7 protein-coding genes are annotated in these 5,906 nt (G+C 61.7%); 2 read left to right on the top strand and 5 right to left on the bottom strand.

Annotated elements, in window-relative coordinates; all coding sequences use genetic code 11:
• Positions 1–243, bottom strand: a 243-nt coding sequence (locus WB650_RS07615) for a hypothetical protein (protein ID WP_423960028.1), incomplete at its 3' end; no start/stop codon positions are given.
• A 310-nt stretch (positions 244–553) separates the two neighbouring features.
• On the opposite strand from WB650_RS07615, the gene WB650_RS07620 reads away from it, so the two are divergent.
• Positions 554–2,542, top strand: a complete 1,989-nt coding sequence (locus WB650_RS07620; protein WP_423960029.1) for an ABC-F family ATP-binding cassette domain-containing protein — start codon at positions 554–556, stop codon at positions 2,540–2,542.
• A 139-nt stretch (positions 2,543–2,681) separates the two neighbouring features.
• Here the strand turns inward: WB650_RS07620 and WB650_RS07625 are convergent, their stop codons facing one another.
• Positions 2,682–3,839 carry an epoxide hydrolase family protein gene (locus tag WB650_RS07625; protein ID WP_422304423.1) on the bottom strand — a complete coding sequence of 386 codons (1,158 nt, stop codon included), beginning with the start codon at positions 3,837–3,839 and terminating at the stop codon, positions 2,682–2,684.
• A 144-nt stretch (positions 3,840–3,983) separates the two neighbouring features.
• Between WB650_RS07625 and WB650_RS07630 the strand changes: the two genes are divergently transcribed.
• Complete coding sequence (locus WB650_RS07630; RefSeq protein WP_422304424.1) at positions 3,984–4,541, top strand: putative glycolipid-binding domain-containing protein; 558 nt, start codon at positions 3,984–3,986, stop codon at positions 4,539–4,541.
• A 13-nt stretch (positions 4,542–4,554) separates the two neighbouring features.
• On the opposite strand, the gene WB650_RS07635 is transcribed toward WB650_RS07630, so the two are convergent.
• The 3 genes from WB650_RS07635 to WB650_RS07645 all read right to left on the bottom strand — a co-directional run.
• Positions 4,555–4,986: a GatB/YqeY domain-containing protein gene (locus WB650_RS07635; RefSeq protein ID WP_422304425.1), complete on the bottom strand. Its 432-nt coding sequence runs from the start codon at positions 4,984–4,986 to the stop codon at positions 4,555–4,557.
• A gap of 59 nt (positions 4,987–5,045) precedes the next feature.
• Complete coding sequence (locus WB650_RS07640) at positions 5,046–5,555, bottom strand: hypothetical protein (protein ID WP_422304426.1); 510 nt, start codon at positions 5,553–5,555, stop codon at positions 5,046–5,048.
• Between the two features lie 66 nt (positions 5,556–5,621).
• On the bottom strand, positions 5,622–5,906 hold a 285-nt coding region (locus WB650_RS07645; RefSeq protein WP_423960033.1), incomplete at its 5' end, for an energy transducer TonB.

Raw genomic sequence — 5,906 nt, forward strand, 5'->3', positions numbered from 1 at the left:
CTTGGCGGCGGTGCCGAAGTCGGTGAGGATTTGAGGATACTCGTCGAGCAGCTCCTCCAGATCGTCCCACGTCAGAACTTCGATCGCCGAGATGCCGTCTTTGCGGTTGGCGCGGTTGAGATCGAACAACGAACGCTGCATGCCGTCGGGCTTGGCGGCCGTGGTCGCGATCACGAAGCGTCCGATCGGCAGCTTCAGGCTCGCGGCCCGGTCAACAGCGTCCTTGATCTCGGCAATCGTCAACTCACTTCGTGAAGCGCGCAGGTCGCACTTGACGGCGGCGAGTCGCGGACGGCCGCTGATCTCGATTAAGTTGATCCCTTTTCGGCGCGATCCGCGTCGCGGAATCGCTCGAGCTGAGGAAGCTGCCAATGACGCCGCAGAAGCTTCAGACAGAGTCTTTCGAACTCGTCGGCACTTCTGGGCAGCGGATATCCAGGAGCGAATTTTGCCATAGTGTAACATTTCCTAACACATTGTCGGTATCGTGAGAAGGCCCTCCCACACCACCGCGCGCGGGGGTCACTTTCGGCACGCAAACGGCGCTGATAAGATGACCTCTTTCACCATGCTTAGTCTCGACAACCTCTCCAAGTCGTACGGGGGCCGCAAGATCCTCGACGGGGTCAGCTGGTCGATGGCCGACGACGGACGCGTCGGCCTGGTCGGGCTCAACGGCGCCGGCAAGTCGACCCTGCTCAAAATGATCGCCGAGGTGGTGCCGCTCGACTCGGGCCGAATCACCCGTCCGCAACGCACCCGCGTCGGATACCTGGCGCAGGACGCTCCCGAAATGGGCGGGCGCTCCGTGCTGCGCGAGACGCTGTCGGCGCTCGATCGGATGCAGGCGCTCGACGCACGTCGCAAGGAAGTCGAGCAGATTCTCGCGCACGAGCATTCGGGGCCTGCGCACGAAGCCGCACTCGAGGAATTGGGCGAAGTGCTGACCGAACTCGAGCATCACGACTTTTACAGCGCCGAGAGCCGCGCCACCTCGGTGCTGTTCGGGCTCGGCTTCACCGAAGAAGATCTCGCGCGCGACGTCAGCGAGTTTTCCGGCGGCATCCGGATGCGCATCGCGCTCGCCAAGCTCCTGCTCGACGCGCCCGACTTCATGATGCTCGACGAGCCGACCAACCATCTCGACATCGAGGCGCGCAACTGGCTTGAGGACTATCTGGTCGCATATCAAGGCGGCATCATCCTCGTCTCGCATGACCGTTATTTCCTCGACCGCGTCACCAACCGCACCGTTGAAGTGTCGCGCGGGCGGCTCACCGAATACGTCGGCGGATACTCGCGATACCTGGTGCTGCGCGAGGAACGCTTCGCGCTCGAGATGGCGGCGTATGAGCGGCAGCGCGAAGAGATCGAGCACATGGAGAGCTTCATCAGCCGCTTCCGTTACCAGGCGAGCAAGGCGCGCCTCGTGCAAAGCAGAATCAAGCAGCTCGACAAGCTCGAGCGCCTCGAGCCGCCCGAAGGATCGCAGAAACCGCCCGCGATTTCGTTTCCGAAATGCGAGCGCAGCACCCGCCGCGTTTTCGAGCTCAAGGGCGCGGTCAAGCGCTACGGCGCTCATACCGTTTACGACGGCGTCGATCTGACGATCGAGCGCGGCGCACGAATTGCCCTCGTCGGTCCCAACGGCTCGGGAAAATCCACGATGATGAAGCTGCTGGCGGGCGTCGAACCGATGACCGGCGGCGAACGAATAGTCGGCCCGAGCGTGCAGGCCGGATACTTCGCGCAGAACCTCGCCGAGTCGCTCAACTACGAAAAGACCGTGCTCGACGAGCTCAGCGCCAGCGCGCAAGGCCGCACGATGGCGGAGATTCGTTCGATTCTCGGCGCGATGCTGTTCTCGGGCGACGACGTGTACAAGCGGGTCGAAGTGCTGTCCGGCGGCGAGCGCGCGCGTCTCGCGCTGGCCAAGGTCCTCGCGCATCCGAGCAATTGCCTGCTGCTCGACGAGCCGACCAACAACCTCGACATCGTCGCGAAGGATGCGCTGCTCGAAGCGCTCCGCCGCTTTCCCGGCACCGTCATAATTGTCAGTCACGATCGCTTCATCCTGAACGAGCTGGTGACCGAGGTACTCGAAGTCGGCCAGGGGCATGCGATTCGCTATCTCGGCAACTATGACGAATACCTCGAAAAGAAAGCGCAGACCGAAGCTCCCTCGCCGTCAGCGCAGGCTGCCCGAACGGCACCTGTTCAGTTGCGCGACGCTCGCGGCAACAACGGCACCGCGCCGCATCAGAAAAAAACGGAAGCGCCAAAAGCCGCGCCGCCCGCAAAAGACGATCGCGACGCGTCTCGCAAGCGCGAACGAATCGCGCGCCAGCGCGGACAGATCGAAGCCGAGATCGAGCAGAAGGAAAACGAACGCGCCGCGCTCGCCACTGAAATGAACGACCCCAACTTCTACCTCAAACGCAAAGACGCCGACGATCTGATCGCGCGCTACGAACGCTTGGGCCGCGAAATCGAAAAGCTCTACGCCGACCTGGTCAAATTCGACGAACCCGCCTCGGCCTGATCGCGATCTGTTCAACTCTTATCGTCATTCTGAGCCGCTGCGGCGAAGAATCTCGACGGACGTTCCTACGTCCGGCGCCCTCAGTATGCGCTACCCGCGAGATCCTTCGCTGCGCTCAGGATGACGGAGCCGGCGTCCCTCACTTCATCTCACGAAAGAATTCGCGTACATCCTTCGCCAGCAACTCCGGCTCTTCCATCGCGGCGAAATGCCCGCCCTTCGGCATCACCGTCCATCGACGCACATTATATGCGCGCTCGGCCCATCGCCGTGGCGGACGCACCAGCTCGCCCGGGAACAGCGCCACTGCCGTCGGCGCCTCGATTCGCGTGCCGGGCTTGAGCCGCCACGGATGGTGCCGCGCCTCGTAATACAGCCGCGTCGACGAATTAATCGTCTGCGTGATCCAGTAGATCATCACGTTGGTCAGAATCTGATCGCGCGTGAAGCTCTTCTCGACGTCGCCATGACAATCGCTCCATGTGCGGAACTTTTCGACAATCCACGCCAGCAGTCCGGCCGGTGAATCGTTCAGCCCGTAGGCAAGCGTCTGCGGCTTGGTGCCTTGAATCCACTGGTAGCCGGTTTCGGCGGTGCGGAATTTCTCGAGGTCGCCGAGAAACACTTTCTCTTCAGGCGTCAGCTCGGGCGCGCTGCGTCCCTCGGCGGGACCGATCGCAATCATATTAATGTGGATGCCGAAGACGCTGTCCGCGTGCACTTCGCCGATTCGCGACGTGATCGCAGCGCCCCAATCTCCGCCCTGCACCGCGTAGCGCTGGTAGCCGAGCGTCTCTGTCATCAGCTTGTGAAAAAGTTCCGCCATCGCCTGGATGTTCATCGCGCGAGCGCGCGGATGATCCGAAAATCCGTAGCCCGGCAGCGACGGCGCGACAACAGTGAGGGAATCCTTCGCGTCTCCGCCGTGCGCCGCAGGATCGGTGAGCATCGGAATCAATTCCATGAACTCGTAAATTGATCCCGGCCATCCATGAAGCAGCAGTAGCGGTTTCGGATTCGGTCCTTTGCCTTTTTCGTGGACAAAATGAATTCCGAGCCCATCGACGTTCACCTTGAATTGCGCGAAGCGATTGATCTCGCGCTGCTGCGCACGCCAGTCGTACCTGGTCCGCCAGTACTCGATCAGTTCCTTCAAGTAGGCGAGATTGGTGCCGTACTCCCAACCAGTGTCGGGGACCTCGTCGGGAAAGCGCGCGCTGCTGAGCCGAGCACGCAGGTCGGCCAGCACTTCGACCGGCACCTCGACGCGAAACGGTTCGATCTTTCCAGTGGCCATCTGAACCTCCGGGACTTCCTGTGGTTTTACCTCGGAGCTTGGAGTCGGGATTGAGTCCAAGTGCTACCGGGAAAAGGGTTTCAGCGTCAACCGCGGTGCCGCGACTGCTGCCTCATCGGAAAAATTGTGCGATAGGCTGATGCCATGAGCAAAGCGATTGTCGCGCGATGGCAGAGTTGGGACGCCAACGGAATCGAGCATCTCGTTGTGCGCGAAGGCGCGCGCCAAGTGATCGCCGAGTCTGTGGTCGTAGGCTCGGCGGACGACGCGGTCTTCGCGCTTCGGTATCGCATTCGATGCGACAAGTCCTGGCGCGTGCGAAGCGCCGAGGTTGCCGTGGTCGGAAGCGATCGCAAAATCGAAATCGCCGGCGACGGCAACGGCAACTGGTCCGACGCGTCGGGAAAACGTCTGCCAAAGCTCGCGGGCGCGATCGACATCGATCTGTCCGCGACGCCTTTCACCAACACACTGCCGATTCGCCGATTGAAGCTCCGCGCCGGGCAATCTGCCGAAATTGTCACCGTCTATATTCTCGCACCCGCGCTCACGATGACGACCGACCCGCAGCGCTACACATGCCTCGAGCCGCTCAAGCGCTACCGGTACGAATCGCTCGACAGCGACTTCACGCGCGAGATAGAGGTCGACCGTCGAGGGATGGTCGTTACATATCCGGGTCTGTTTCGCAGACAGTTGTAGCGTGAGGTGCGCCTTACTTTTTCGCGAGCGCTTCCTTGGCGAGTTCGCTGGCCATCTTGCCGTCGAGTCCGGCGCCGAACTTGTCGCGCAGTGCCTTCATGACGGGGCCCATCTGCGACGCGCCCGCCGCGATCGCGGCATCGATTTCCGCGCGCACTTCATCAGCCGATGCAGCCGCGGGCAGATATGATTCGAGGATCTTCGCCTCGGTCTCGTTCTGATCGATCAAATCCTGGCGCGCTGCTTTGCGCGCAAACTCGAGCGACTCTTCGCGCTTGGCCCGCTCGCGTTTGATTATCTGCAGAATTTCCGCGTCGTTGGGATCGCGGCGAACATCCTTCTCGAGACGCGAGATCTCCGACAACACGCCGCGCAACGCCATCGTGCGCAGCTTGTCGCCGCTCTTCATCGCGGCCTTGAGATCGCTTTGAATCTTATCCTTCACCTTTACCGTATAGGGTTTGTTGGCCCTGTCGCGAAGCAAATTCGCGTCACTAAAAGAGACTATTTGTTCGCGGCCGCCGCTGTCCCCCCGGCATCGACGTCTTCCCATTTCGGCTGATCGACCTCGGTCCACTTGCTGCCGTCGAGCCGGTAGTTGAATACCAGGATCTTCTGCTTGCCGGTCGGCTTGCCCTTGCCCTCGCCACTCTTGGACGGCGTGTATTCGGCCGCCTGCAGCTTCGCGATCACGGTCCAGTGTCCAGCCTTCATCGTTGGGAGGTACAGGAACTTCGCATGCTCGAGATCGACGTAAGTCTTGCCCGACGATTTCTTCTCGCTCTCGTCGCTGAGGTAACTGTCAGATTCGCTCGCGATCGTATCGCTGAGCTGTTGAGCCGCTGCCTTGGGAATCGGATTTTCCTTCGCGGGACCTGAAGCGCTCGGACCCGCGGGACCGCTATTGTTGTAGAGATCCTTTTTGACCTCGATCGCGCGGGCGCGATAGGGCGCAAGCACAGCCGCCACAATCAGCCCCGCCGCCGCCAGGTTAGTCCATGCCTTCGGAGCCATCTTTCCTCCTCCTCGGATCGGGCTTATATCACGGCCCATCGGGATAAGCACGATGGGGCGCGGAGGTCAACGAACAGCATTTGCTTCGAGCAAGGCAAACCGGATCGGCACCAGGACCCAGCTTTCGACCGCAGCCCCGCCCTGACGGGCCGGTACAAAACGCCATCGTGAGCGGACCGTGTCGAGGGCGGCGTCGTCGAGCGCGTCGAAACCCGAGGAATCCGCGATTTCGGCGCGCTCGACCGAGCCGTCCGCGCCGATCAGGACTCTAACCGTGACGGTGCCTTGCTGCTCGCGCCGGCGCGCGGCAGCAGGATAGATGGGCGGCGGATTGCTGGCGTAGTCGGCGTG

The organism is Binatus sp. (SeqCode) (assembly GCF_049584895.1).
Lineage (GTDB): Bacteria > Desulfobacterota > Binatia > Binatales > Binataceae > Binatus.

Bases quoted from the DNA above. Each gene is read 5' to 3' on its own strand.
- WB650_RS07620 (WP_423960029.1), top strand. From the start codon at position 554: ATGACCTCTTTCACCATGCTTAGTCTCGACAACCTCTCCAAGTCGTAC.
- WB650_RS07625 (WP_422304423.1), bottom strand. From the start codon at position 3,839: ATGGCCACTGGAAAGATCGAACCGTTTCGCGTCGAGGTGCCGGTCGAA.
- WB650_RS07640 (WP_422304426.1), bottom strand. From the start codon at position 5,555: ATGGCTCCGAAGGCATGGACTAACCTGGCGGCGGCGGGGCTGATTGTG.
- WB650_RS07630 (WP_422304424.1), top strand. From the start codon at position 3,984: ATGAGCAAAGCGATTGTCGCGCGATGGCAGAGTTGGGACGCCAACGGA.